We start from the raw sequence: 24,883 nt of genomic DNA, 5'->3' as shown, positions 1-24,883 counted from the left end.
TTCACCACGGCCGTGGCCACGGACCCCGGTTCCAGCCCCAGGTCACGCACCGCTTCCGAGCTCATGAGCGAGACGATCCGGTGCGGGCCGCACTGCAGCTCCACCTGGGACATCACGGGATCGGAGGTCACGGCGGTCACGAGTCCCACGAGGCGGTTGCGCGCCGAACTGTTCACCCCGGCGGGATCCTGAGGGCTCACGGCGTTGTCGCGCGCGTATGCCGCGAGTTCGGCGCCGTCCACCACGGCGTACCCCGCGGAATCCTTGTGCCCGGTGAGCGTGCCCTGCTCGATCCACCGCCGGACGGTGTCGTCGCTGACGCCCACGAAGGTCGCGGCCTGGGAGATACGGAGGTGGGTCATGGGAGCAGTTTATCCGCATCTGCGGAACCACGGCCCTGTTTGAACCGCACTTGCGTGGTGTTGACCTGACACGCGACGACGCCGCGCGGACCGGGCCGCGCGGCGTCGTCGTCCCCTACAGGGCTCATTCGTGGGAGAACCGCGCCTTACGCTTCTCCGCGAACGCGGACATGCCCTCTTTCTGGTCCGCGGTGGAGAACAGCCCGTGGAAGACCCGCCGCTCGTGCTGGACGCCGGCCCACAACCCGGACTCGTACGCGGCATTGACGGTCTCGACCGCGTGCTGGGCCGCAGGCTTGGACATCTCCGCGATCTTTCCGGCGACCTCCAGGGCGGTGTCCATGAGCTCGTCCGCTGCGACCACGCGGGAGACCAAACCGGAACGCTCGGCTTCCTCGGCGCGCATCTGCCGTCCGGTGAGGATCATGTCCATGGCCTTGGCCTTGCCCACGGCGCGGGTGAGGCGCTGGGTGCCGCCCATCCCGGGGATCACACCCAGGGCGATCTCGGGCTGACCGAACACTGCAGTGTCCGCGGCGAGGATCAGATCGCACATCATCGCGAGCTCGCACCCACCGCCGAGCGCGTAACCGGCCACCGCGGCGATCTTGGGGGTGCGCAGCCGGGCGAAAGCGTCCCACCCCGCGAAGAAGTCCTCGTGGTACATATCGGACGCGGACTTGCCGGACATCTCCTTGATGTCAGCACCGGCCGCGAAGGCCTTCTCCGAACCTGCGAGGATCAGCGCGCCGATCCCCGAGTCACGGTCCAGCTCGGTCGCGGCGGCCACCACGTCCCGCATGGTCTGTTCGTTCAGCGCGTTCAGTGCCTTGGGACGGTTCAGGGTGATGACACCCACGCGTCCCTCGCGGCGGACTTCAATGGTCTCGTAGGAGTTCTCGTTCATGTGATCAGCATCTCATAGGTCCCTCGGGGGCGTGTCCGAGCGTGGGGGTCCAGCACCGGGGCCCAGCGCCGGCCTCCGTCCTCCGGGCCACGGGACGGGCTGGCGGTAGGCCCCTGTCCCCGCGGGAACCGGCCACTAGCATGGACGCATGCGTGAATTGCAAGCACAGATCGTTGCCGAGCTCGGCGTCTCTCCGCAGATCGATCCGGAGCGGGAGGCCCAACGCCGCGTCGACTTCCTGAGCGACTACCTCAAGGCCACGCACACCGCGGGATTCGTCCTGGGGATCAGCGGCGGCTTGGACTCCACCTTGGCCGGGCGCCTGGCTCAGCTCGCGGTCGAGAAACTGCGCGAGGACGAGATCGAGGCGGAGTTCGTGGCCATGCGGCTGCCTCACGGGATCCAGCACGACGAGGCCGACGCCCAGGCGGCGCTCGAATTCATTCAGCCGGACCGGGTCATCACGTACGACGTCGCGCCGGCCGTCCGCGGTTTCGAGTCCGCCTACGGTGCCGCGACCGGTGAGCAGCTCACCGATTTCACCCGCGGTAACACCAAGGCCCGCGTGCGTATGACGGCGCAGTACGCGGTGGGCGGGGACCACAACCTGCTGGTGATCGGCACGGATCACGCGGCGGAATCGGTCACCGGGTTCTTCACCAAGTTCGGCGACGGCGGCGCGGACGTCCTGCCCCTGGGCGGGCTGAACAAACGGCAGAACCGCCAGGTGCTCGCGTACCTGGGGGCCTCCGAGCAACTCGTGGGCAAGGTCCCCACCGCGGACCTCCTGGACGAGAACCCCGGGCGCACGGACGAGGACGAGCTGGGCCTGCGCTACGACGACATCGACGACTTCCTCGAGGGCAAGGACGTCCCCGAGGAGGTGGCCCGCAAGATCGAAAGCACGTTCCTGCGCACCCGCCACAAGCGCACGGTCCCGGTGACCCCGGCGGACGAGTGGTGGCGGGAGGGCTGATCCTCCCCGTCCGCGCGATGTCCAAGGGGACGACCCTGGCCTGACTGCGCTGGACAACCGCATTGGCCATGCCCTCCGACGGCCTGCGCCGTGCGCGACCCCGGTCCGGCCCCCCTGTGCTTAGACTGGGCCCAGTGACACGGGGTGCCGCTGCACGTTCCCACGACCCACCGGGCCGGGGAGCCCTGGATGCAATGGCTGAGATGACACCCGTCGAACCTGTCCAGTTAGTACTGGCGAAGGGATGTCACGGTGGCACCGCACGGGTGGCGCACCGCGTTCTTCGCCGTGAGCCACAGGAGTGAGCATGCGGATCGACACCACCATCGTCCTGATCACCGGGGGAGCCCGGGGTCTGGGTGAACACCTCAGCCGAGCCTTCGCCCGCGAAGGCGCCCGGGTGGTCGTGAACTACCACACGAGCGAGGACCGCGCCCGCTCACTGGTGCGCGAACTCGGTGAGGACAAGGTCATTGCCGTTCGGGCGGACGTGACCGATGCCGGGCAGGTGCAGCAGATGGTGGCACTCGCCCAGGACCATTTCGGTGCGCCCATCACGGTGGCCGTGAACAACGCGCTGGTGGACTTCAGCTTCAACGGGGACGCCCGCCCCTCGCTCGAAAACCTCGCCGCCGAGGATCTTTCCCAGCAGTTCACCGGCGCGGTCGTGGGCGGACTCAACGTGATCCAGGCGGTCGTCCCGGGGATGCGCCGGTCCGGACACGGGCGCATCATCAACATCGGCACCAATCTCTTCCAGAACCCCGTGGTCCCCTACCACGACTACACCGCAGCCAAGGCCGCCCTTCTCTCCCTCACCCGCACGGCGGCCAAGGACCTGGGGGCCCTGGGCATCACCGTGAACATGATCTCCGGTGGCCTGCTACGCACCACGGACGCGAGTGCCGCTACCCCGGCCGAAGTCTTCGACGCCATTGCCGCCGGTACGCCCTTGGGTCGGGTCACCAGCCCGGAGGAGTTCGCGGACACCGCCCTCTTCTTCGCCTCCGACTGGTCCCGCGGCGTCACCGGGCAGAACCTCGTGGTCGACGGTGGACTGGTGATGGACTGACATGGCCGCCCCGCACGACACCGCGCGGACCCCGTCCGCCGCCCCTGCGGCGTCCACCCGTCCCACCCAAGTGAACCAGCCGCCCGGGACACCCGCCCGGACGCTGCACCTCAACGCCTTCCTCTACGGGGCCGGCCACCACCAGGCCGCGTGGCGCGCGCCGGGCTCCCCGGTGCACCGCCTCACGGACATCACCTACTACGAGGAGCTCGCGCAGACCGCCGAGCGCGGCCTGTTCGACGCCGTGTTCTTCGCGGACGGGCACAGCGTGGGTGACGTCTCCGGCGGGCCCCGCTGGAGCCTGGAACCCCTGACAGCGCTGTCCGCGATGGCGCGGGCCACCGAGCGCGTCGGCCTGGTGTGCACGGTGTCCACCACGTTCTTCACCCCGTTCCACGCGGCCAGGATGCTCGCGTCCTTGGACCACATCTCGGGCGGGCGAGCGGGGTGGAACGTGGTGACCTCCATGTGGGACTCCGAGGCCCGCAACCACGGCTACCGGGCCATGCCGACCAAGGATGAGCGCTACGAGCGCGCCCGCGAGTTCGTGGAGGTGGCCCGCGCCCTGTGGGCCAGCTGGGACGAGGACGCCGTCACCGCAGACCCGGAGGGCCGGTGGGCTGAGCCCTCCAAGCTGCACCGCCTGCACCACGAGGGCCGCCACTTCCTGGTGGATGGACCCCTCACGGTTCCGCCCTCCCCCCAGGGGGAACCGGTCCTCTTCCAAGCGGGTGCCTCCGGGCCCGGCAAGGCACTCGCGGCCGACTTTGCAGAGGGGATCTACGCCGTGGCCTACGATCTGCCCGCCGCGCAGGAGTACTACGCGGCGGTGAAGGCCGAAGTGGCCCGGGCCGGGCGTGATCCCGGTTCCGTGATCGTGATGCCCGGTCTGGTCACGTACGTGGGCCGCACGCACGAAGAGGCCCTCGAGAAGCAGGCCCGCGTGGACCGTTTGCTCCCTGTGGAGCAGTCACTCGCACAGCTCTCCACGTTCGTGGAGCAGGACTGCGCGCAGTGGGACCTAGATGCGCCCGTGCCCACGCTGCCGCCCCTGGAGGAGTTCACCGGTCCGCAGGGCCGCTACGGCACCATCCTGCGGATCATCGAGGCCGAGCGCCCCACGGTCCGCCAGTTGCTCGGCCGCCTCGCCGCCGGCGGGGGCCACTGCACGATGGTGGGCACCCCGGAGTCCATCGCGGATCGAATGCAGGAATGGTTCGACAACGGTGGCGCGGACGGCTTCAACCTCATGCCGCCCGTCCAGCCGGACTCCCTGGACGACTTCGTGGACCTCGTGGTCCCCGAACTCCAGCGCCGCGGCCTGTTCCGCACCGCGTACACCGCCACCACGCTGAGGGGTCACCTCACGCGGGGTTGAGGCCCCGCTGCGCAACCCCGCCACAGGACGACGACGCCGCCCCGCACGGTGGGCGGGGCGGCATCGTCGGTGGCGTCAGCGGCGTCGTCGCCGATCGGGAGGGTCCGGTCAGAGGAACGGGCGCAGCGGTACCAGGATCGTCTCGGCGACCCGGGCCATGGGGTGGCGATCGCGCCATTGGGGCGAGGACAGCTCCTCACAGTGCTCGTAGTCGGCGAGGAAGACCTTCTCCATCTCGGCCGCGAAATCCGGGTCCACGATCTCCACGTTGGTCTCGTAGTTGAACGAGAGGGAGAGCCGGTCGATGTTGGCGGTGCCCACGGTGGACCACTCGCCGTCGACCGTGGCGGTCTTGGCGTGGATCATGCAGGCGGCGTACAGCAAGATGGTGACCCCACCCTCCAACAACTGGCCGTAGAACCCGCGGGACACCCAGTCCGCCAGGATGTGGTTGGAGTCCTTGGGGACCATGATCCGCACATCCACCCCGCGAGCTGCCGCGTCCAGGAGGCAGTCCAGGATCTGCTGGTCGGGGATGAAGTAGGGCGTGTTCACCCAGATGTGGTGCTGCGCCCTGTTGATCGCGTTCATGTACATCTCGCGGATGGGGTACACGAGCTGGATGGGCAGGTTCGCGGAGACCCGCACCTCCGGGTCCCAATTCTTGGGCGCCACCCAGTCGATGGCGTGTTCCGGGTCCCGGTCCTCGTTCCACACGCTCGCGATGGAGCTGCGTAACCCCCATACCGCAGGCCCGATCTCTCGGATATGCGTGTCCCGCCACTGCCGGGAATAGAGAGAACCGAAGTTGTAGCCCCCCACGAAACCGATGTTGTCGTCCACCACCAGGATCTTGGAATGGTTGAAGCCCGAGAACCGCAGGGGCCCCTTCCAGAACGGGCGGCGCACCACCGGCATCCGGTACACGTGGACCCGGTCCGAGAAGTCGTAGAAGGAGGACGGGATCACGAGGTTCGCGAACCCGTCGTAGATGATGAACACCTCCACGCCCCGATCCGCGGCCCGGTTGAACGCGTCCAGGAAGCGCTGACCCGTCTCGTCGTTCTTCCAGATGAACGTCTCCATGTGGATGGAGTGCTGGGCGTTGTCGATGGCATCGAGCATGTCCTCGTACACCGACTCACCCGACGTGTAGATGGTGATGTCCGAGTCCTGCACGTGCGCGTTGAACGTCCCGGGGTGCGGGGCGTCACGCTGCTGACGCCCGTGATGCTTCCACCAGTCGAGCCCGGCGAGCGAGGCGATCACCACGGCCTGCGCCCCCAGCAGGGCACCAGCACCCGCACCGGCCGCTTTCAGGAGGATACGGCGTTCTCTGATCTCGGCTAGCGCCCGCCTTGCGTCCATGACCTCACACTACTGCGGCGTCACATGGCGCGTCCCGGATCATGACCGGACCGGCCCTGGGAATTCACACCGCCCGTCCCGCGACCAGGGGCACTGAGGTGTTACGCGGCGGGAATCCGCCGAATGGTAATCCACCCCGTCCCATAAGCCCTCGTGGAAGGACGACCTCGTGGGCGACGCCGCCACACAGAACCCGGGCGCCGCCGCATCCGTGGCCCCGGACGTCACCGCGAGCGAGGCCAGCCAGGACGCGAACGAAGCGCAGGACCAGGCCGGCGAAGCCGTGGAGTCCGCTGCCCCGCAGGCCTGCGACAACGCCTTCGGAACCGATCCGCTCGGTCTCACGTACGAGAACCCGGTCCGTCGTCCGCCCGCGGTTTCCCAGCGTGGGCCGCGGCTCGCTACGGTGGACCCCATGAGAATCGCCACGTGGAACGTGAACTCCATCCGCGCCCGCGCCGACCGCATCGAGGCGTGGCTCGACCGCTCGGACGTGGATGTCCTGGCCATCCAGGAGACCAAGGCCAAGGACGAGAACTTCCCATGGGAGCTGTTCGAGTTCGCGGGCTACGAAGTGGCGCATTTCGGCGTGAATCAGTGGAACGGCGTCGCCATCGCGTCCCGCGTGGGGCTCAAGGACGTGGAGCGCACGTTCCCCGGTCAGCCCACGTTCGGCAAACCCGGCCAGGAACCCGCCCAGGAGGCGCGCGCGATCGCCGCCACGTGCGACGGCGTGCGGATCTGGTCCCTCTACGTGCCCAACGGTCGCGGCCTGGAGGACCCCCACATGCCGTACAAGCTCGAGTGGCTGCGCGTCCTGGAGGGCCACGCCGAACAGTGGCTGCAGGAGGACCCGCAGGCCCAGATCGCACTTGTGGGTGACTGGAACGTGGCCCCGCGTGACGAGGACGTGTGGGACATCCAGCTCTTCCGCGACGGCGGGTACACCCATGTGAGCGAACCCGAGCGCGCGGCCTTCAACGCGTTCATCGAGGACGCCGGGTTTCAGGACGTGGTCCGCGAGCGCCACCCCGGGCCGGGCGTGTACACGTACTGGGACTACACGCAGCTGCGCTTCCCCAAGAAGGAAGGCATGCGCATCGACTTCCAGCTGTGCTCCCCCGCGCTCGCGGCCCGTGTGCAGGACGCGTGGATCGATCGCGAGGAGCGCAAGGGCAAGGGCGCGTCCGACCACGCCCCGGTCGTCATCGAGATCGACTGAGCCATGCCCCTGATCAACGTGGGCAGCGCCTACCGCAGCATCACGGGCCCGCCCATGCGCTTCGCGCTGCGGATCTACGTGCCCCAGCAGGATCTCGACGCCGCCTACGCACCCGGCATCCCCCGCGCCCTGGACCCCTTTACCGCGGGCGTGCACGAACTTTCGGAGCAACTGGCCCGACTGTCCGACACCTCCCAGCCGTTGCTCCCGCCCGCCCGCGAGCCGCTGTGGACCATGCCGTTCTCCACCGCACCCGCCGGTTCGCGACGCCTGCCCGGACCCACCGGCGACTTCCCGGTCTTCCACCCCACGCAACGGCTGCGTCGATCCCTTCGCCTGTTCACGGCCGCGGAGAACGACGACAGCGCCCAGTTGCTGCCGCTACTCGTTCCGGAGAAGCAGGTCAGCGACGCTGCGAAGGCCACGTCCCGCGAGACGTTCGACCCCGTGTACACCCGTGAGTCCGCGTACGTGGTCCCGCTCGTGTGGTTCGCGGCCTTCGCCCCAGAGGACCACGTGACCTCCTACCACTCCGGGCACGAGGTGCACCGACTCATCGCCCCCGCGGACACCGCCGCGCGCCGGGTGATCCAGGCCGCCCAGACCGTGGAGGACGCCGCTCAGCAAGCCTCGGGGGGCGCTGACGAGCACGACCTCCCGGACGAGGCGCGCCAGGCTGCGGCGTTCGCGCAGGACCTCACCCGCCTGGGGCGGTGGCTGGGCGCGTTCAGCGCTGCCTCCGTGGTGAGCCTGGACTACGGGTCCATCGCGGATCGGCTCCAGCCGGACGAGAGCCCCCGGGACATGGCGGACGCCGTGGAACTGCTGCGCGAAGGGGATCTGGCGGCGGCCACCGCGGCGCTGCGCCGGATCTTCATGCGCTGGGCCCCGTTGGCCCACTTGCAGCAGGCGAACTGAGGCGGGGAGGGGCGGCGGGCCGTCGTCCGACGCATCCGCGCCAACCCATCCCTGCGCTTTTACTCAGCTAAAGCAGATTTTCGGGCGCTGAGCTGCTTCAGTTGAGTAAAAGCGGGGGGACGTTCGGCGATGGGGGGCGCGGTGGCTACGAGGCCCCCGTGGGAGATGGGTAGCCTGGATCCCGTGACTTCCGACCCCTCAACGCACTCCGACCACCGCGCCACGGCTCCCTCCGCCCGGTCCGACCAGACCGCCTCGGTCTCCACTGCCAGCGCCAGCGACACCAGTGCCCGTACCGCGACCGGCACCGAATGGTGGCGCGACGCCGTCATCTACCAGGTGTATCCCCGCTCCTTCAAGGACTCCAACGGGGACGGCATGGGGGACCTGGGCGGGGTCACCCAGAAGCTGCCATACCTCAAGCACCTGGGCGTGGACGCGGTGTGGCTCTCCCCGTTCTACCTCTCCCCGCAGCACGACGCCGGGTACGACGTCGCGGACTACCGCACCGTGGATCCGCGCTTCGGTTCGCTCGAGGACTTCGACCGGATGCGGGAGGAAGCGCACCGGTTGGGCCTGAAGATCATCGTGGACCTGGTACCCAATCACACGTCCGAGGACCACGAGTGGTTCCGGGCCGCCCTGACCTCCGAGCCGGGCTCCCCGGAGCGGGACCGCTACATGTTCCGCGAGGGCAGGGGCGAGAACGGCGAGGAGCCGCCCAACAATTGGAAGTCCTTGTTCGGGGGCCGGGCGTGGACCCGGGTGCCGGACGGGCAGTGGTATCTGCACCTGTTCGATTCTTCCCAACCAGACCTCAACTGGGAGAACCCGGAGGTGTGGGAGGAGTTCCGGGCGATCCTGCGGTTCTGGCTGGACCGCGGGGCGGACGGTTTCCGGGTGGACGTGGCCCACGGCATGATCAAGGCCCCGGGCCTGCCGGACTGGGACGAGCAGGTCCACATGGTCGAGGGCACGGATGCCCAGGGCGCCCAGGACGAGCCCGACGGCCCCAGCAAGACCATGGACACCGGCCCCTACTTCGACCAGGACGGGGTGCACGAGATCTACCGGGACTGGCACACGGTGCTTCAGGAGTACCCCGGTGATCGCATGCTCGTGGTGGAGGCATGGGTGGGTCCCGCCGAGCGCCTGGCTCGCTATGTGCGCCCGGACGAGGCGCAGCAGGCCTTCAACTTCGACTTCCTGGTGGCCGGGTGGCATCGCGACCGCATGCGGGACACCATCGAGATCTCCCTGCGCGCCAATGCGGCCGTGGGCGCGCCGTCCACGTGGGTGCTCTCCAATCACGACACGGTCCGCCACGCCTCGCGCTACGGGTTGAGCTCCCGCACGGCCTACCCCAACGGGATCGGCGCGCAGGACGAGCAACCGCACGCCGGTCAGGGGCTGCGCCGGGCGCGCGCCGCCGCCCTCGTGGAGCTCTCCCTCCCGGGTTCCGCGTACATCTACCAGGGCGACGAGCTCGGTCTGCCGGAGCACACCGAGTTGCCGGATGCCGCGCGGCAGGACCCCACCTTCCATCGCACCGCGGGTTCGGAGCTGGGGCGCGACGGCGCTCGCGTCCCCCTGCCGTGGGCTCCCGTGGGTGACGGGCTGGGTTTCGGTCCGGATCCGTGGTTGCCGCAGCCCGAGTCCTTCGCTGGGATCACGGTGGACCACCAACTGGGTGACCCGCAGTCCACGCTCAACCTGTACCGCCGGGCTCTGGAACTCCGGCACGACCTGGAACTGGGCACGGCCGAGTTCGCGTGGCATCCTCTGAGCGAGGGTGACCAGGACGTCCTCGCCTACACCATGTCGTGCGGAACCGGCGAGACCGTGCTGGTGGCCGCGAACCTCGGAGAGAGCGAGATCGGTTTCGACGAGCTCTCCCGCGGTGAGCTGCTTCTGGCAAGTGGCCAGAACGCCGTGGTCAACGACCGGTTGAGCGTGGACAGCGCGGTCTGGCTGCGCCTGACATGATCCCCGCGCCGAGGCTGACCCCCGTCTAAAGGGCGAAGCCCGGGGCGAAGGGCAAAACGGATCTCGGAACGGACCTCGGGATCAGTGGCGCGGTGTGCTCGCGCAATTAGCCCGCAACCACGACTCGGCCGGCTCCAACGCCCGGTGGATCCGCACGGCCTCCGAGGGCTGGAGGGTGGCGCCGGCGTCGTCGAGGATGTCCCGGACGTCGTCGAACGCCGGACGCACCTCGGCGGGGAGCTTCCCACGGAGTCGGCTGACGGACTCAAGGGCCTGTTCCAGGGTGTCCTCGTTCGCGTCCTCGCCCTCGCTGCGATCGGTGAGGGGCAGCAGCTCCAGCCCGCTGTAGACCTCGGCCACGTCGAAGCACGTCTGGGTGTCCGCGGGGCTCGCGGACGGCGCGCGGGGCGCGGCGCTCGCGGACGGCGTGATGGGTGAGAGTTCGATCGTGGTGGTCTGGCCCTGCCGCGCGCCACACGCCGTGAGGAGCACGATGAGACCGGCCCCCGCCAGCAGTGCGCGCACTTGGTGATTCACAGCTGATCCTTCCGATCCGGCCACCCGGGTCCGTCCGATCCGGCGTCGGGTCCCGCTGCGACGACGACGCCTCTTACGGCCGTCCGCGCCGTCGGAACCCGCTGCGCTCGCTGACCCAGGGCTGCTGGACCGACGCAGCAGAACCGCGCAGTCCCTCCGCAGCGTCCGCGAACGGCCCACTCCACGCTAGGGTCCCAACCTCGGCGCACCCTGGAGGTCGGGTGCACGCCACCACCACGCGACCAACCCGCAGCAGTGCTGGTCGAAGATACTGCCCGGCCCATGCCGAGCTACTTCGAGGGACCCGCCCGGCGAACGTCGGGCCGCTCCGAGAAGCGGGCAGACGTGAAGAAACCCCCGCGTGTAGAAGCCACGCGGGGGTTCAGTGGCTCCGACCGGCGTCGATCCGGTGACCTTACGATTTTCAGTCGTACGCTCTACCAACTGAGCTACAGAGCCAGGCACGTTCCCGGAGGCAACCTCCGGTGATATGCCGCAACGGCGCGAAAAGTTTCCTTTTCATCGCCGCCTGAGCGACCCTGACGGGACTTGAACCCGCGACCTCCGCCGTGACAGGGCGGCGCGCTAACCAACTGCGCTACAGGGCCTTGATTGTTTCCAACGAGTAAATATCCTACCAGGACGAACGACTCACTGTGCAAATCGCTCACCCCGCGGTACCTCGCACGGGAAAACGTACCCCCAACGGGATTCGAACCCGTGCCGCCGCCGTGAAAGGGCGGTGTCCTAGGCCGCTAGACGATGGGGGCCAGAACGCCGTCCGAGCATCACCAGCGGCAATATCGGACGATGGACCGTGAGTAGCTTAGAGGCAAACGGCTCGGTTGCACAAACCCGCGCGGTGCCCCGCCGGGCCCGCGCACGCCGCGGAACGGCGGGGATGGCACCCCGGGGGCGGCACCCCGATGGGGCACATCGTGTTCGACACCAGGCGTCGGCACCGAGCAGCGGCGCCGCCTCGATTCAGATCGCGACGTCCGGTCTGTCCGAGAGTCGCGGGTCCCGGATGCACGGCACAATCATGGCCGGCCCGGCACTGTTGTGCAGCACCCCTTGGGACGTGGAGCCCAACAGCATGCCAGCGAATCCGCCGCGACCGCGGGTCCCCGTGACCACCAGTTGGTTCTGGGCCGAACGTTCCACGAGGACGTGGATGGGGGATCCGTCCACGAGCTCGCCGGTGATGTCCAGGTTCGGGAAGTGCCCGCGCAGCCACCGCACGCCGGCGTCGATCGCGGCCTGGATCTCCCCGCGCAGGTTGTCGAAGTCCACGGGCGAGGGCAGCCACGCGGAGGATCCGGAGTCCGACGGCACGGCGCACACCACGGTCAGCGGCACCCCGAGCTGTTCGGCCTCCTCCGCGGCCCACAGCATCGCGGAACTCGCCTGTTGGGAACCATCCGAGCCCACGGTCACACCGTCCACGAACGCCTGACGGCGGCTCACGTTCTCGTGCAGTTGGTACTCCCTGCCCCACTGAAGGGGGATGATGCCCACGGGGCAGTGCGCGTGGGCGGGCACCGCGGTGGACACCGAACCCAGCAGGCGGCCGATCAACCCGCCCCGACCGCGGGAACCCAGGACCAGCAACTGGGCGTCCTCGCTCAGTTCGAGCAACACACTGGAGGGGTCCCCGGCCTGGACGGTGGACCGGACGTCCACGTCCAACTCGGCCACGCGGCGTCGTGCCTCGCCCACGAGGTCCTCCACGGCGCGGTTCATGGCGGCGTCGTCGAACGCCGCGTACCCCACGTCGAACGTGGACCCGCCGAACATGGGCACGGAGTAGGCAGTGACCATGTGGAGGGGCGCGCCGCGCCGTCGGGCCTCACGAGCGGCCCAGTGCAGGGCGCCCATGCTCTGCTCGGAGCCGTCCACGCCCACCACGATCTCGGCAGTACGTGTGTCCATGATGATCCTCCTGCGCCCTCGGTTCCTGGCCCCAGCCTAGTCACGCGGGGAGCGGATCGGGCGGGGTCGGTGACATGATGGTGTGGTTCGGAACCGACGCCCCGCTCGCGCGCCACGGCACGCACGGGGACGGGGGGACACTTGACGGATCGATCCCGGGGGCCGCACGGCCTGCGGCACCGGCCCGTCCAGCACAGGGGTCCATGAGACCCCGGAACGGAGACGAACCGTGAGCACACGCGGATCAGCACACCCGCCCGCCATGACGGCGCAGGTGAAGAGCGCCGCATGGCATTCCTGGGGTGGCAATCTCCGGAGCAGACCCGGCGCCACCGTGCGCCCCGAGGACTCGGACCAGGTGCTGCGTGTGCTCGAGGAAGCCGCGACCGCGGGGCTGAGCGTTCGGCCCTCCGGTTCCGGCCACAGTTGGTCCCCGCTGGTGCCCACGGACGGGGTCCGCCTGGACACCTCCCTGCTCACAGGACTCGCGAGCGTGGACGAGGACCGCCAGCAGGTCACGGTCTTCGCGGGCACCACGGTGCACCAGCTCAACCTGATCCTGGAGGAGCACGGACTGGCCCTGGCCAACCTGTCGGACTGCGCCCACATGACCGTGGCGGGCGCGATCGCCACGGGGACCCACGGCACGGGGCTCGGACAGCCCTCCCTGGGGGACCAGGTGATCGGGATCAGCCTCGCCACGCCCTCCGGGGACGTGATCAAGTGCTCCGAGACCCACCGCCCAGATCTGCTGCGCGCCGCTCGCGTGCACCTGGGCGTGCTGGGCGTGGTCCTCACGGTCACGCTGCGCTGCGTGAGCGCGTTCCGCCTGCACTGCGCCGAGTTCCGCGAACCCGTCGCGGGTCTCGTGGACTCACTGCAGGAACGGATGTCCGGCGCGGACCACTTCGAGTTCTCGTGGATGCCCGGCACGTCCGTGGCCCACACGCGCGTCATGAGCCGTCTGCACCGGCTCTCCACGACCTACACGCGCCCCGCCTCCCCGATCTCCCGCGCACTGCGCCGCACGGACGATGCCGTTCTGCGCACCTCACTGTCCGCCGGACTGGGGCGCGTGGGCACCATGATGCCCCGCACCGTGGGCGGGTTGAACAAGATCGGGTCCATGGCCGTGAGTTCCCGGCGCTACACGGACATCTCCTACCGAGCCTTCACCGCCTCACGACCGGTGCACTACGTGGCCAGCGAGTACGCCCTGCCCCTCGAGGCCACCGTCCCCGCGTTCCGGGAGCTGAAGGCACTCGTGGATCGCGACGGGTACAAACTCACCTTCCCCGTGATCGTGCGCTGCTCCCCGCCGGAGCAGGGCTACCTCTCTCCCGCGGCCGGTCGGTACACGGGGTGGATCAACCTGCGCCAGTACGGCAAACGCCCCCACAAGACGTTTTTCCGCGCGGCGGAGGAGATCTTCGTGGCCCACGGCGGGCGCCCCCACTGGGCCACCCTGCACACCCGTGCCGCCGCGGACCTCGCGCCGAGCTATCCCCACTGGGACGAGTTCCTCGCGCTGCGTGCAGAGCTCGACCCGGACGGTGTGCTGCTGGGTGAACACACCCGGGAGGTGCTGGGGGTCTGAGCCCTCGGGCCGCCCCACTCGCGCGGTGCCGGGGGTCCAGGTCCGGCCGGCGCGGCGTCGTGAACCCGACCCGTGCGGCATGGCGACGGCGGCACCGGCCCGTGCGACGTCGTCGACCCGGCCCCGGGAACGGCAGCGGCCCGCACCCGGTGTCATGAACCCGGGTGCGGGCCGCTGGAGCGCGGGCGCGTGACTACTTGGCGACGCCCTCGCGCGAGACCGAGATCATCTCGTCCCGCTCCACGACCTTGACGCGCTCGCGGGGGTTGCCTTCGGCATCGTGGGAGGACTGCCCCAGGCTCTGTTCGTACTCGTCCAGCACGAGCCAGCCGTCCCACGTGGTGTACTGCACACCCTTGTCCTCGAGCAGTTCCACCACGGCCTCGAGCTGCGGGTGATCCGGATCCGCGAGGGACGCGCGGTCCTCCATGATGTGGTTCACGGTCTCGAGGGCGTCCGACTTGGTGGCCCCGATCAGACCCACGGGGCCGCGCTTGATCCAGCCCGTGGCGTACACGCCGGGAACCGGGGAACCGTCTGCCTCGATCACGCGGCCCTCCTCGTTGAGGATCACACCGCGTTCGGGATCGAACGGCAGCTCGGGCAGGGGCGAGCCCAGGTACCCGATCGCGTGGTAGACGGCCTGCACGGGGAACTCGGTGTACTCGCCCGTGCCGGTCACGGAGGCGTCCCCGTTGAGCCGGGTACGTTCCATGCGGATGGCGCGGACCTTGCCGTTCTCGTCCCCGAGGATCTCGTCCGGGGTCTGCAGGAAGTGCAGGTGCAGGCGGCGGGACGCCGTCTTGGGGGAATCATCCTCGCGCCACTTCTGCAGCGTCTTCATCATGACCTTGATCTGGTTGTTCTCGGCCATGGCCTTCTCGGAGGCCTCGTCGAACTGGAAGTCGTCGTCGTAGACCACGATGTCCACGTCACGGGACTTAGCGAGCTCACGCAGTTCGAGCGGCGTGAACTTGATCTGGGCCGGACCGCGGCGGCCGAAGATGTGCACGTCCGTGACCGGGGACTTGCGCAGCCCCTGGTACACGTTGCCCGGGATCTCGGTCACGAGCATGTCCTCGGCGTGCTTGGACAGCACGCGAGCCACGTCCAGGGCCACGTTGCCGTTGCCGATCACCGCGATCTCCTTGGCCTCGAGCGGCCACGTGCGCGGGTAGTCGGGGTGGCCGTCGTACCACGCCACGAAACGGGCGGCGCCGTAGGAGCCGTCCAGGTCCGCGCCGGGGATCTGCAGCGGCGCGTCGTTGACCGCGCCCGTGGCGAAGATCACGGCGTCGTAGTGGGTCAGGAACTCCCCGAGGGTGATGTCCTTGCCGTACTCCACGTTGCCGAAGAACCGAATGTCACCGCGGTCCAGGATGGAACGCAGCGCCGTGATGATGCCCTTGATCCGGGGGTGGTCCGGGGCCACGCCGTAGCGGATGAGCCCGAACGGGGTGGGGTAACGGTCGAAGAGGTCAACGCTCACCTCGAGCTCACCCTCACGGACCGCCTCGGTCTTGGTGAGCATGTCCGCGGCGTAGATGCCGGCCGGGCCTGCGCCGATCACGGCCACGCGCAGCGGACGTTGGGTGTTGGAAGTTGTCACGGAATTCCTTTCGACGCGCACGCGTGTCTCACGTGCTTGCAGGGACTTGGATCAACGGTAGTGAACGCGGGTCAGTCTTGCCTAACCACGCGGAGGAGCTCGCGTGGCCGCCCGCACCACATGCGCGCCCCGCCCTGCGGAACCGGCGGGGCAGCACGGTACGCGGGCGGCGTCGTCGTAGTATTTCTACACAAACATCCCCCACCCGTCCCGTTCGGCGCCCGAACGCGCCCACCCGTGAGGATCCCTATGTCGTCATCCACCCCGCCCGCTCAGCGCAGCGAGCCCCGAGGCGGGCTGGACCGCTTCTTCTCCATCACCCGGCGCGGTTCCACTGTGGGCCGGGAGGTCCGCGGTGGCGTGGCCACGTTCATCGCCATGAGCTACATCGTGGTGCTCAACCCGCTGGTACTCGGCTACGGCCAGGACGCGGCGGGCAACACCCTGGGTGGCGCGCGGGTGGCCGCCGTGACGGCCCTGGTGGCCGGCGTGATGACCATCGTCATGGGCGTGTGGGCCCGGTCCCCGTTCGGCATGGCCGCGGGGCTGGGCGTCAACGCGTTCCTCGCCGTCACCATCGCCACCAACCCAGGGCTCACGTGGCCCGAGGTGATGGGCCTGGTGATCTGGGCCGGCGTGATCATGGTGGTGCTGGTGCTCACCGGCTTCCGCACCGCCGTGTTCAACGCGGTGCCGGCGTCGCTGAAGACGGCCATCGTGGTGGGCATCGGACTGTTCATCGCCCTGATCGGCTTCGTCAACGCCGGGTTCGTGCGCCGCATGCCGGACGCCGCCGGGACCACCGTGCCCGTGCAGCTGGGCAGCGGGGGCCAGCTCTTCGGGTGGCCCACTCTGACCTTCGTGGTGGGGCTGCTGCTGACCGTGGCGCTGATGGTGCGCAATGTGAAGGGCGGAATCCTGATCTCGGTGGTGCTCACCACCGTTCTGGCGCACGTGCTGGAGGCGGTGGCACCCTCGGGATCCTCCACCGAGAACGCGCACGGCTGGTCGCTCGTGGTGCCCGCCACTCCGGACGGGTTCTTCGGCCTCCCGGACCTCTCCCTGATCGGCTCGGCGGCGCCCCTGCAGGCGTTCCAGCAGCTCGGGGCGATCTCCTGCCTGCTGCTGATCTTCACCATCCTGCTGTCCGTGTTCTTCGACGCGATGGGCACGATGGTCGGGCTCTCCCAGCAGGCCGGTCTTGTGGCCGAGGACGGCCAGATCGAGCACGTGGACCGTGTGCTGCTCGTGGACGCGCTGGGTGCCGTTGCCGGTGGCGCCGGGTCCGCGTCCTCCAACCAGATCTTCGTGGAGTCCTCCACGGGGATCGCCGACGGCGCCCGCACGGGTCTCGCGAACGTCGTCACGGGCGCACTGTTCCTGGCTGCGATGTTCCTGACGCCGCTGGTCAGCCTGGTCCCGTTCGAGGCGGTGGCCCCCGCCATGGTCGTCGTGGGCTTCCTGATGGCCCGCAACGTCGTCGACATCGACTGGCAAGACTGGGGCGTGGCCGTGCCCTCTTTCCTCACCTTCGCCGTCATGCCGTTCACCTACTCCATCGCGGACGGCATCGGTGCGGGCTTCGTCTCCTATGTCTTCATCCGTCTCGTCCAGGGCCGCGCAAAGGACATCCACCCGCTGATGTATGTGGTGGCGCTGGCCTTCGTGATGTTCTTCGGCGTGGGCGTCATTGAGGGCTGGGCGGCCTGACGCCCGTTCCCTGACGACGACGGCGCTACGCGGCGTCGTCTCCGCCCGTCACCGGCCCCTCGGGCACCGGGTCCGCCGGCTTGTCGTGCCACGGCTGGGTGCCGGCGGCCAGTTCGCGGCACCACGCGGTGTCCTTGTACTGGGCCGGCAGGGAACCGCCGAGCAGCTCGCGGGCCAGCGCGGCGGCGTCGGCGGAACCGGCCTGCGGCAGCGGTGCGTGGGAAGCGGCGAGCACCACGTTGCCGTAGCGGCGGCCCTTGAGCATCGCGGCGTCCGCCACGGCGGCCACGTGCTCGAAGACCTCCAGCAGCGCCGCGATCTCCGCGCGCGTCCCCTTGAGGTTGCGGGTGTCCCCCACGTTGAGCAGGTAGAGACCGGCCGGGGCCATCACCCGGTCCACGTGGTGCGCGAACTCCAGTGTGCGCAGGTGCCCAGGCGTCTGCTCACCGGCGAAGACGTCGCGGATCACCAGGTCCCGTGACCCCTCAGTGAGGGACTCGGTCACCGCGCGGGCCTCCCCCGCCCGGATCCGCAGCAGGGGCGCGCGGGGCAGGTCCAGCCACTCGCGCACCAGGCGGGCGAGGGCGGCGTCGAGTTCCACAACCACCTGCCGCGCCTGCGGGTAGCGCCACGCGAGGTAGCGGGCCATCGAGCACGCGCCGCCGCCCAGGTGCAGCACGCGTAGCGCGGTGGGATCCAGGCGGGAAGAGACGTGCTCCTCGGCCACCGTGGAGAACCAGCGCATGTACTCGAACTCCAGCTGCTCTGGGTGGTCCGGAACGATGTGCGAGGACGGCACCCCGTTCACGCGCAGCACCCACGCGCCGGGCACGTACGTGTCCTGCTGCAGCTCCACAGTGCCGGTGTCCGTGACCCAGGTGCGCTCCACGAGACCGGGGGCGTCCGACGACGTCACCCGCGCGGGTTCAGCAGCCTGCTTCCGGTTCTTCTTCTGGCCTTTCCTGCTCACAGAGCGCGGCGAGGGGTCACTGTCGGCCGTCCGCGGACGGTTCGCTCCGCTCGGCGGCGTGCTTGCCTGCAGTGCGTTGAGCCGCCGAATCCTGGCCGTTGGCATCCTGCCCGACGGCGCCGTCGGAACCGCCTGCCGTGATCCCGCGGCGCTCCTTCGAGCGGCCAAGTTCGTGGCTGTGCAGCGCGGACTCCAGGCGCTCGAGCTTGCCCGTGAGCTCACCGGTGTGGCCGGGGCGGATGTCCGCCTTGAGCACGAGCGAGACGCGCGGGCCGTACTCGGCCACGGCGGCGGTGGCCTCCTTGACCACCGCCATGCACTCGTCCCACTCACCCTCGATGGTGGTGAACATGGAGTCGGTGCGGTTGGGCAGTCCCGACTCGCGCACCACGTGGACGGCCGCGGCGACGGCGTCGTGGACGGAGGCATCGGGATTGTCCCCACCGCTCGGGGAGACTGAGAAGGCAACCAGCATGTGACCAGTGTGGCACCGGCACTGCGCGGGCGCGACCCCCGCCCCGGTCCATAGACTGGAGGCACAGCCGACCGATCGCGAGGGAGCACGTTCCATGACGCAGGGCATCTACATTTCCGCCATGACACCGCGGAGCGGCAAGACGCTGGTGGCACTGGGCCTCGCGGACACCATGTTCAAGCGCACGGACGCCCTGGGTTTCTTCCGTCCGGTCTTCGACGGCGCGGCACCGGAAGACGACTCCGTCCTGCAGCTCATGAAGCGCACCTTCGACCTCCCGGACTCCCGGTGCCGGGGCGCGGTGTCTCTGGAGCGCTGCCGCGAGATCCTCGCCTCAGGTGAGCACGACGACCTCGACTCCGCCGCCATGGCCGTGTACTCCGAGATGGCGCTGGAGTGCGATGTGCTCGTCGTGGACGGCACCGACCTGCTGGCCCACAACGCGGTCACCGCCGAGTTCGACCTCAACGCCCGCCTGGCCAACAACATGGGCTGCTCCGTGGCCGCGGTGATCGGAGCCCACGAGTCCGGGCGTGTAAAGGACGTGCTCAACGCGATCGACGTGACCCGCACTGAGCTGCGCCAGGCCGGGTGCGACATCTACGCCGTGATCGTCAACCGCGCGGACCCGGAGCAGGCGGAGCAGATCCGCCGGGAGGCCAAGCCCGGCAACCACAACCTCCCCGCGTACGTGATCCCGGAGATCCCCGCGATCTCGAACCCCACCGTCGCCGAGCTCGTGGATGCCCAGGGCTACGGCACGGACTTCAACTCCACGTCCCTGGACCGCGACATCAAGGCCGTGAAGGTGGCCGCGATGACCGCCGGGAACTTCCTGGACCAGATTGCGGACGGGGACCTGGTGATCACCCCCGGGGACCGGACGGACGTGGTCTCGGCAACCCTGGCGTCGTCGTTGGCGCCCACGCTGCCGGTGCCCGCCGGGATGCTGCTGACCGGAGGCTTCCGGCCCGCCGGCGCGGTGGGCTCGCTGCTGGGCGCGGCTCCATTCCCCGTGCTGACCACCGAGCAGGACACCTTCACCACCGCGCAGGCCGTGGCCGGCACGCGCGGCACCCTGGCCGGCGCGCACTCCCGCAAGATCGCCGCCGCGCGCGGCGCGTGGGCGGAGCACGTGGACAGCGACGAGCTCTCGGGGCGGCTCACCCTGCCGCGGCCCGTGCGGCGCACCCCCCTGCGGTTCCTGCACGAGCTCGTGGAGTCCGCGCGGGCGGACCGCAAGCGGATCGTGCTACCCGAGGGAGACGACCCCCGCATCCTGCGCGCCGCGGAGCTCATCCACCGGCGCAACTTCTGCGACCTCACCGTGCTGGGCGATCCCGAGACGGTCCGATCGCTCGCGCAGTCCGAGGGCATCGAGCTCGACTTCGACGCCGACGGCCTGGACCTCGTGGACTTCCAGCACGACGACGCCCTGCGCGAGAAGTACGCCGACGAGTACGTGCGGCTGCGCTCCCACAAGGGCGTGAGCACGGGGCAAGCGCTCGAGCGCATGATGGACGGCTCCTACTTCGGCACCATGATGGTCCAGATGGGGGACGTGGACGGCATGGTCTCCGGCGCCGCACACACCACCGCGAACACCATCCGCCCGGCCCTCGAGTTTGTGAAGACCCGGGAGGGCGTGAACATCGTCTCCTCGGTGTTCTTCATGCTGCTCGCGGACCGCGTGCTCGTCTACGGCGACTGCGCCGTGAACCCCAACCCGGACGAGCAGCAGCTCGCGGACATCGCCCTGGCCTCCGCGCAGACCGCCCGCGAGTTCGGAGTGGAGCCGCGCGTGGCCATGCTCTCCTACTCCACCGGCGGTTCCGGCTCCGGCGAGGACGTGGAGCGGGTGCGCGCGGCCACCGAGCTCGTGCGCGCCGCGAACCCGGACTTCGAGGTGGAGGGCCCCATCCAGTACGACGCTGCCGTAGACGCCTCGATCGCCAAGTCCAAGCTCCCGGGGTCGAACGTGGCCGGACAGGCCACCGTGTTCGTGTTCCCGGACCTGAACACCGGCAACAACACCTACAAGGCCGTCCAGCAGTCCGCGGGCGCGGTGGCCGTGGGCCCCGTGCTGCAGGGGCTGCGCAAGCCCGTGAACGATCTCTCCCGCGGCTGCACCGTGGACGACATCGTCAACACGGTCGCGATCACCGCGATCCAAGCACAAACGCTGTGACGCCTCGGCGGCCCCGCGCGCGGGGCCGCCGTGCCCGCGTTGGTGACGCAGCGGCGTCGTCAACCCCGAACTCCGCCACTGGCAACCGCGGCCCGCGCGCCGCCGAAGGGAAACCACCATGCTCGTACTGGTCGTCAACTGCGGCTCGTCCTCCATCAAGTACCAGGTGCGGGAGGTCGAACCGGCGGACGGGGAACCGCAGGCCTACACTTCCTCCATGCCCGCGATCGACGAGAACGTCCCCCTCGCCACGGCCACGGCAGGAATGGCCGGCGGCGAGGTGATCACCAAGGGGCTGATCGAGAACATCGGCACGTCGGAGATCCAGGACCACACCCAGGCCCTGGAAATCCTCGCCCAGCGCCTGGACGAAGAGCTCGGCGGGCGCACCATCGACGCCGCGGGCCACCGCGTGGTGCACGGCGGCGAGCGCTTCTCCGCCCCCGTGCTGGTGAACAACGAGATCATCCGGGCGATCGAGCGGCTGGCCCCGCTGGCACCGCTGCACAACCCCGCGCATGCCCTGGGACTGCGGGCCATCCAGAAGACCTATCCGGGGATGCCCCAGGTGTGCGTGTTCGACACCGCCTTCCACCGCACGATGCCCGAGAAGGCCTGGCGCTACGCCGTCCCCGAGCAGTGGTACGAGCTACACGGGATGCGCCGCTACGGTTTCCACGGCACCTCGCACGACTACGTGACCGGCAAGGCTTGCGAGTTCCTGGGCATCCCGCGGGAACAGTTCAACACCGTGGTGGCCCACCTGGGCAACGGCGCCTCGGCCACCGCCATCCGCGAGGGCCGCTCCTACGACACCTCCATGGGCTACACCCCCCTGGCCGGACTGGTCATGGGCACCCGTAGCGGGGACCTGGACCCCTCCGTGGTCACCGCCATGCTGGAGCGCAACCCCGGGATGAGCGCCCAGGACATGAACCGAATCCTCAACAACGAGTCCGGTCTGCAGGGCGTCTGCGGGGACTCGGACATGCGGGCCGTGGCGCAGCGGGCCAGCTCCGGGGACCGGCGGGCGCAGCTCGCACTGGACATGGCCGCCTACCGCCTGGCGAAGTACATCGGCGGCTACCACGTGGCAGTCGGTGGAGCCCACGCGCTGATCTTCACCGCGGGCATCGGCGAGAACTCCCCCAAGTTCCGCGCCCTGGTGTGCGACCAGTTGGGCGCGCTCGGGATCACCCTGGACCCCACGCTCAACGAGGCCCCCCGGGGGGACGTGGCCCGCATCAGTGCGGAGACCTCCGCAATCGAGGTCCTCGTGGTGGCCACGGACGAGGAGCGGGCCATCGCGGAGGCCACGGCCGGGCTGGTGTGGGAGCGGGTCAAGAAGTAACACCTCGCGCACCAGACCCCCCCCCCACGCCCCGCCTCCCGCAATCGAGTGCTTTAACGGAGCAGGCGCCATCTACTGTTCGGTAGACGGCACCTGCTGAGTTTTTGCAGCGCGCGGGGCGGCGCCGACGGGCGGATCAGCCCTGCTTGGTCACCGGCTCCTGCGCGGACCACGGGAAGACAATCCACTCGTCCGTGGACTTCCAGGAGAAGTCCGGACGGACCTCCGAGCGGGGCTTCTCGTAGACCACGGCGGAGCGGCACTCGGCGCCATAGCCGCGCAGCAGCTCCAACACGAGGGAAAGGGTGCGTCCGGAGTCCACGACGTCGTCCACGACCAGCACCTTCTTGTCGCTGATGGAGTCCGTGTCCAGCATGGGGGCGAGCAGCACCGGGTCCGGAAGGGTCTCGTGGACGTCCGTGTAGAACTCGACGTTCACGGCGTCAGAGAGCTTCACGCCCATGGCGTAGGACAGCGCCCCGGCGGGCAGCAGACCACCGCGCGCCACCGCGATGATGATGTCCGGGACGAATTCCGAGTCCACGATCTGCTGGGCGAGTTCCCGGGTGGCGGTCCCGAAGCCCTCCCAGGTCAGGATTTCCTTGTTGTCCAGTTCGGTGGAGTCCGCGTGAAAGGCCATTCCCGTAGGGTAGTCGGTTTTACGCGGCGGGCACTGCACGCGCCGCGCCCGCCTACACTTTCTGTGTCCCCTCACGACTGCCCCGATCGAGGATCCTCATGCCCAGCAGCGCATCACCCGCCCTTTCCCACGAGCGGGGGTCCCGCCCCGAGGACGAACGGCTGGGCGCCGGGCGCACCGTGGCGTACGCCGTGCAGCACATCCTCACCATGTACGGCGGTCTGATCGCCGTGCCGCTCGTGGTGGCCAGTGCCGCCGGGTACGACGCCGCCACCACCGCCCTGCTCGTGGCCGCCGCCCTGTTCGTGGGCGGGTTCGCCACGTTCCTGCAGGCGTGGGGGCTGCCGCGGATCGGTTCCCAGCTGCCGCTCGTGCAGGGGGTCTCCTTCACCGGGATCGCCACGATGCTGTCCGTGCTGGCCACGGGGGGCGGCATCCAGTCGGTGATGGGCTCCATCATGGTGGCCTCCGCCTTCGGGTTCCTGGTGGCCCCCTTCTTTGCCCGCGTGCTGCGCTTCTTTCCGCCCGTGGTCACGGGGTCCATCATTACGACCATTGGCATCACCCTGGTGCCCGTGGCGGCGTCGTGGTCCATGGGCGGGGACGAGAAGGCACCCGGCTACGGCTCGCTGGGCAACATCGCCCTGGCGGGGGTCACGCTGCTTGCCGTGCTGCTGCTGTCCAAGTTCGGCGGAGCGGTGCTGTCACGGCTGGCCATCCTGGTGGCGATCGTGGTGGGCACCGTGGTGGCGTGGGCCACCGGCATGGCGGACTTTTCGCACGTGGGGCAGGGGCCGTGGGTTGCGCTGCCCTCCCCGTTCCACTTCGGTGCACCCACGTTCCACATGGCGGCGATCGTGGCCATGGGCATTGTGATCCTGGTGAACATGGCGGAGACCACCGCTGACATCCTGGCCCTGTCCGAGATCACGGGCTCGCGCATCAACTCGGCACGCATCGCGGACGGGCTGCGCGCGGACATGCTGTCCTCCGCCGTGGCGCCGGTGTTCAACTCCTTCACGCAGACGGCGTTCGTGCAGAACGTGGGCCTGGTGGCGATCACCAAGGTCAAGAGCCGCTACGTGGTGGCCCTGGGTGGCGTGTTCATGGTGCTGCTGGGCATGCTGCCCGTGCTCGGCCAGGTCATCGCCGCCATCCCCCTGCCGGTGATGGGCGGTGCGGGCTTCGTGCTCTTCGGCACCGTGATGTCCTCGGGCATCCGCACGCTGGCCCGCGTGGACTACCGCGGCGGCATGAACCTGATCATCGTGGCCGTCTCCCTGTCCTTCGGCATGGTCCCGATCGTGGTCCCCACCTTCTACGACGCGTTCCCCGACTGGGTGGGCATCATCTTCTCTTCCGGTATCTCGTCCGCCGCCGTGGCCGCGCTGGTCATGAACTTCTTCTTCAACGAGATGGGCCGCAGCCGGCGCACCACCGAGGCCATGGGCATGAACACCGTGGGGCTGCGGGTGCTCTCCCCGCGCGAGGCCGGCGCACTGCAGGACGGCGACCAGTTCGTGGACGGCCGCCTGCTGGACGCCCAGGGGCAGGAGATTCCGTTCGCGTCCTCCCAGGAGCAGTACGAGTCGGTGCGCGAACGCATCAACGCGGGCGAGCTGACTTCGCTGGAGGACATTCGCCGCGCGGTGGATAACTAACCCCGGACGACGTCGCTCCCCGCC

19 protein-coding genes, 3 tRNA genes and 1 pseudogene are annotated in these 24,883 nt (G+C 69.3%); 11 read left to right on the top strand and 12 right to left on the bottom strand.

Features of this window, described 5'->3' with window-relative positions:
* On the bottom strand, positions 1-362 hold a 362-nt coding region (locus B3I25_RS00835), incomplete at its 3' end, for a TOBE domain-containing protein (protein WP_286737495.1).
* A gap of 124 nt (positions 363-486) precedes the next feature.
* Entirely contained in the window at positions 487-1,269 is a 783-nt protein-coding gene (locus B3I25_RS00830; RefSeq protein WP_098053563.1) for an enoyl-CoA hydratase, read from the bottom strand.
* Positions 1,270-1,417: 148 nt separating this feature from the next.
* Here B3I25_RS00830 and nadE point away from each other — a divergent pair, with 148 nt between their 5' ends.
* The 3 genes from nadE to B3I25_RS00815 all read left to right on the top strand — a co-directional run bounded on the left by nadE (position 1,418) and on the right by B3I25_RS00815 (position 4,695).
* The gene (gene nadE, locus B3I25_RS00825; RefSeq protein ID WP_064846462.1) at positions 1,418-2,245 is read left to right on the top strand and encodes an ammonia-dependent NAD(+) synthetase; all 828 of its coding nucleotides are present in this window, start codon (positions 1,418-1,420) and stop codon (positions 2,243-2,245) included.
* Between the two features lie 307 nt (positions 2,246-2,552).
* The gene (locus tag B3I25_RS00820) at positions 2,553-3,317 is read left to right on the top strand and encodes a 3-oxoacyl-ACP reductase (protein WP_206478753.1); all 765 of its coding nucleotides are present in this window, start codon (positions 2,553-2,555) and stop codon (positions 3,315-3,317) included.
* Between the two features lies 1 nt (position 3,318).
* Positions 3,319-4,695 (top strand): LLM class flavin-dependent oxidoreductase, encoded by a 1,377-nt coding sequence (locus B3I25_RS00815; protein ID WP_286737494.1) that lies wholly within the window; start codon positions 3,319-3,321, stop codon positions 4,693-4,695.
* A gap of 108 nt (positions 4,696-4,803) precedes the next feature.
* On the opposite strand, the gene B3I25_RS00810 is transcribed toward B3I25_RS00815, so the two are convergent.
* Positions 4,804-6,063, bottom strand: a complete 1,260-nt coding sequence (locus B3I25_RS00810) for a phospholipase D-like domain-containing protein (RefSeq protein WP_286737493.1) — start codon at positions 6,061-6,063, stop codon at positions 4,804-4,806.
* A gap of 415 nt (positions 6,064-6,478) precedes the next feature.
* Here B3I25_RS00810 and B3I25_RS00805 point away from each other — a divergent pair, with 415 nt between their 5' ends.
* From B3I25_RS00805 to B3I25_RS00795, 3 genes are all read left to right on the top strand, one after another.
* Positions 6,479-7,285, top strand: coding sequence for an exodeoxyribonuclease III (locus B3I25_RS00805; protein ID WP_064846570.1), 807 nt, complete (start codon positions 6,479-6,481; stop codon positions 7,283-7,285).
* Positions 7,286-7,288: 3 nt separating this feature from the next.
* Positions 7,289-8,203, top strand: coding sequence for a hypothetical protein (locus tag B3I25_RS00800; RefSeq protein WP_286737492.1), 915 nt, complete (start codon positions 7,289-7,291; stop codon positions 8,201-8,203).
* A 183-nt stretch (positions 8,204-8,386) separates the two neighbouring features.
* Positions 8,387-10,189 (top strand): glycoside hydrolase family 13 protein, encoded by a 1,803-nt coding sequence (locus tag B3I25_RS00795; RefSeq protein WP_370520557.1) that lies wholly within the window; start codon positions 8,387-8,389, stop codon positions 10,187-10,189.
* Positions 10,190-10,270: 81 nt separating this feature from the next.
* On the opposite strand, the gene B3I25_RS00790 is transcribed toward B3I25_RS00795, so the two are convergent.
* The 5 genes from B3I25_RS00790 to B3I25_RS00770 form a co-directional block, all read right to left on the bottom strand.
* Positions 10,271-10,726, bottom strand: a complete 456-nt coding sequence (locus B3I25_RS00790) for a hypothetical protein (RefSeq protein ID WP_206399110.1) — start codon at positions 10,724-10,726, stop codon at positions 10,271-10,273.
* Positions 10,727-11,112: 386 nt separating this feature from the next.
* A tRNA-Phe gene (locus B3I25_RS00785) sits at positions 11,113-11,185 on the bottom strand.
* Positions 11,186-11,260: 75 nt separating this feature from the next.
* A tRNA-Asp gene (locus tag B3I25_RS00780) sits at positions 11,261-11,334 on the bottom strand.
* A gap of 89 nt (positions 11,335-11,423) precedes the next feature.
* Positions 11,424-11,496 (bottom strand) — tRNA-Glu (locus B3I25_RS00775).
* A 214-nt stretch (positions 11,497-11,710) separates the two neighbouring features.
* Positions 11,711-12,658: a universal stress protein gene (locus tag B3I25_RS00770; protein WP_286737491.1), complete on the bottom strand. Its 948-nt coding sequence runs from the start codon at positions 12,656-12,658 to the stop codon at positions 11,711-11,713.
* A gap of 262 nt (positions 12,659-12,920) precedes the next feature.
* Between B3I25_RS00770 and B3I25_RS00765 the strand changes: the two genes are divergently transcribed.
* Complete coding sequence (locus B3I25_RS00765) at positions 12,921-14,255, top strand: D-arabinono-1,4-lactone oxidase (RefSeq protein WP_206399108.1); 1,335 nt, start codon at positions 12,921-12,923, stop codon at positions 14,253-14,255.
* 193 nt (positions 14,256-14,448) lie between these two features.
* Here the strand turns inward: B3I25_RS00765 and B3I25_RS00760 are convergent, their stop codons facing one another.
* On the bottom strand, positions 14,449-15,864 hold the full coding sequence (locus B3I25_RS00760; RefSeq protein ID WP_286737490.1) for an FAD-dependent oxidoreductase: 1,416 nt from the start codon (positions 15,862-15,864) through the stop codon (positions 14,449-14,451).
* Positions 15,865-16,113: 249 nt separating this feature from the next.
* Between B3I25_RS00760 and B3I25_RS00755 the strand changes: the two genes are divergently transcribed.
* Positions 16,114-17,574, top strand: a complete 1,461-nt coding sequence (locus B3I25_RS00755) for an NCS2 family permease (RefSeq protein ID WP_286737489.1) — start codon at positions 16,114-16,116, stop codon at positions 17,572-17,574.
* Between the two features lie 25 nt (positions 17,575-17,599).
* Here the strand turns inward: B3I25_RS00755 and B3I25_RS00750 are convergent, their stop codons facing one another.
* The gene (locus tag B3I25_RS00750; protein ID WP_098053575.1) at positions 17,600-18,544 is read right to left on the bottom strand and encodes a spermidine synthase; all 945 of its coding nucleotides are present in this window, start codon (positions 18,542-18,544) and stop codon (positions 17,600-17,602) included.
* Between the two features lie 175 nt (positions 18,545-18,719).
* A pseudogene (locus B3I25_RS00745) lies at positions 18,720-19,019 on the bottom strand (thiamine-binding protein); the annotation flags it as partial.
* Positions 19,020-19,113: 94 nt separating this feature from the next.
* Between B3I25_RS00745 and pta the strand changes: the two are divergent.
* On the top strand, positions 19,114-21,207 hold the full coding sequence (pta, locus tag B3I25_RS00740) for a phosphate acetyltransferase (RefSeq protein ID WP_286737487.1): 2,094 nt from the start codon (positions 19,114-19,116) through the stop codon (positions 21,205-21,207).
* Positions 21,208-21,325: 118 nt separating this feature from the next.
* Positions 21,326-22,558, top strand: a complete 1,233-nt coding sequence (locus tag B3I25_RS00735) for an acetate/propionate family kinase (protein WP_064846449.1) — start codon at positions 21,326-21,328, stop codon at positions 22,556-22,558.
* 136 nt (positions 22,559-22,694) lie between these two features.
* On the opposite strand, the gene B3I25_RS00730 is transcribed toward B3I25_RS00735, so the two are convergent.
* On the bottom strand, positions 22,695-23,198 hold the full coding sequence (locus B3I25_RS00730; RefSeq protein WP_064846448.1) for a phosphoribosyltransferase: 504 nt from the start codon (positions 23,196-23,198) through the stop codon (positions 22,695-22,697).
* Positions 23,199-23,296: 98 nt separating this feature from the next.
* Here B3I25_RS00730 and B3I25_RS00725 point away from each other — a divergent pair, with 98 nt between their 5' ends.
* Positions 23,297-24,859: a nucleobase:cation symporter-2 family protein gene (locus B3I25_RS00725; RefSeq protein ID WP_131332140.1), complete on the top strand. Its 1,563-nt coding sequence runs from the start codon at positions 23,297-23,299 to the stop codon at positions 24,857-24,859.
* Positions 24,860-24,883 lie beyond the last annotated feature (24 nt).

This window comes from Kocuria sp. UBA1838 (genome assembly GCF_002338785.1).
In the GTDB taxonomy this organism is placed as follows: domain Bacteria; phylum Actinomycetota; class Actinomycetes; order Actinomycetales; family Micrococcaceae; genus Kocuria; species Kocuria marina.
This window is presented reverse-complemented; position numbering and strand designations above follow the sequence as displayed.